This window comes from Frigoribacterium sp. CFBP 8754 (genome assembly GCF_014841815.1).
GTDB lineage: Bacteria > Actinomycetota > Actinomycetes > Actinomycetales > Microbacteriaceae > Frigoribacterium > Frigoribacterium endophyticum.
This window is the reverse complement of the sequence record NZ_JACYUO010000014.1, coordinates 1-2,122: the sequence shown is the minus strand read 5'-3', so window position 1 is coordinate 2,122 and position 2,122 is coordinate 1. Positions and strand designations below refer to the sequence as shown.

General features: G+C 73.2%; 1 protein-coding gene. It reads right to left on the bottom strand.

Going from position 1 to position 2,122, the window contains the following annotated elements; all coding sequences use genetic code 11:
* Positions 1–2,004: Ig-like domain-containing protein (locus IFT72_RS15605; protein ID WP_192047020.1), on the bottom strand; the 2,004-nt coding region annotated here is incomplete at its 3' end.
* Positions 2,005–2,122: the final 118 nt, after the last annotated feature.

Here is a 2,122-nt window from a genome sequence, read left to right as displayed (position 1 = left end):
GACGGTGAGGGTGCTGCCGGGCTCGGCGGTGCCGGTGAAGGTGAAGGCCTCGTTCGGGGTGTAGCCGGTGGTGGTGTCGGCCGGGGTCGCGATGGTCACGGGTGCGGCCGGTGCGGGGGTCTCCTCGCCGCCGTCGCCGTCCTCCGCGACCACGAACGAGCGGGTCGACACGATCGGGTCGAGGTTCTCCCAGTACGGGGTCTCCGTCACGGTCATCGTGTGGTCGCCCTCCGCGAGCGGAGCATCGACCTCCACCGTCCAGGTGCCGTCCGCGAGGACGTCGGCCTTGCCGATCTCGTCGGCGAGGACGCCGACGCCGTCCGTGTCGGTGGTGACCTCGACGGTCGATCCGGGGATGCCCACGCCCGTGAGGGTCGGAGTGTCGGCGGCGATCGTCTCGCCGTCGGCGGGGGAGACGACGTTCAACGGCCAGTCGGCCGGGGCGGTGCTGCCCTCGGTCTCCACGAGGGTGATCGTCGTGCGCTCCGACATGTCGAAGCTCCGGACGGTGATCAGGTCGATCTGCTCGCCGGCGTGCTCGGCACCGATGTTGAACATGAAGGCACCGTTCCAGGTGGTCTCCGTCCCGTCGACGTAGACGCCGTCGGCCTGCGCGATCACGCCCGGGAGCTCCCACTCGGTGGCGAAGTAGCTGGCCGTGCCCTGGATGTAGTAGCTGCCGTCGCTCGCGGGGAAGACCGCGTGCATCGTCGGTGCCGTGAGGGGGGACAGCGCAGGCGCCTCGAGCGGGGTGAGGGGCGCGTCGAGCGAGCGGCCCTCGCGCTCGAGCGAGATCCCGGTGATCGTGGCGGTCTGGCCGGCCAGGCCCGCGGGCAGGATGAAGGTGAACCGACCGTGCTGGGCGCGCACGGTCTCGACGTGGCCGCCGACCTCGATCCGGGCCTCGGCGGCTCGGGTCGAGATGCCGCGCAGCACGATCTGGCCGTCGGCGTCCTCCGTCACCGACGAGAGCATCGGCAGGGCCGGGGTCCAGTCGCCGTCGGCGGTGTCGGCGACGGTGAACGACGCACCGGCTCGCTGCTGCGCGGCCGAGGCCCACGTCGGGGTCTCGACGACGGTCGTCTCATAGCTGCCGGCGGGCAGCGCGGCCGAGGTGCAGCTCCAGTCGCCGGTGACGGCGACGCGAGTCTCGCAGAGGGTCGCCGTGCTGCGGGCGGTCTCGCCGTCGCGGGTCACGACGATCTGCGAGTTGGGGATGCCGGTGCCGGCGAAGGTCGGAGCGGGCTCCGCGACGACCTCGCCCGGCGCGGGGGAGGCGAGCTGGAGGGGGTGCGTCTCGGACGCCGTGTTGCGCTCCGTGGGGACGAGCACGACCGGCGTCGCCTCGCTGGCGCGGCCCCGGTAGTAGGCCGTGACGTCGATCGTCTCGCCGGCGCGCGAGGCGGGCACCACGAGCGAGAACGCCCCGTTGTCGGACGGGAAGTCCCACGACGCGCCCGATCTGCTGGCCCAGACCTCGGTCTTGGTGAAGAGGTCCGGCTCGTGCGCCACGGTGCCCTCGATCACGAGGTGGTCGTCGTCGTACTGGCTCACCGCGTGGACGACGGGCGTGCCGGGGGCTCGGTCCTCGCCCTCCGCGTGCTGCAGGTCGAGGACGAACTCGACCTCGACCCGGCCCTGTGGCGTGGACGAGATCAGCGTGGCCGGCTTGCCCAGGTCGGCGAGTTCGACCGACGTGGCGAAGCGGTCGTCCCAGACGGCGGCGCTGTAGCGGCCACCTCCCTCGACGACGATCCCGGCGAGCCGGGCGCCCGGCGCCAGGCCGGCGACCGCGAGCTCACCGTCGTCGCCTGGTTCGACGAAGGCGATGCGAGGCGCGGCCGGGGCGGCGGTGGGGGCGGAGGCCGTCGGCTGCGACGCGGCCGAGGCCTGGTCGACGTCGATGGTGGCGGCAGGGGCCGCGAGGGCCGCGGCGGGGGCGAGGGTGCCCGCGGCGAGGGCCGCGAGGCCCACGGCCGCGAGGCCGGTTCTGATCGTGCTCATGTCTTCTTCCGGATGGAGGGAAAGGGGAGACCGATCGGGGCGGTCAGCCGATATCTTACATGCCGACGGGCGAGGCCCCCTGCAGTTGGTGCTGCGGGGGGCCTCGTCGTGGTGCGGG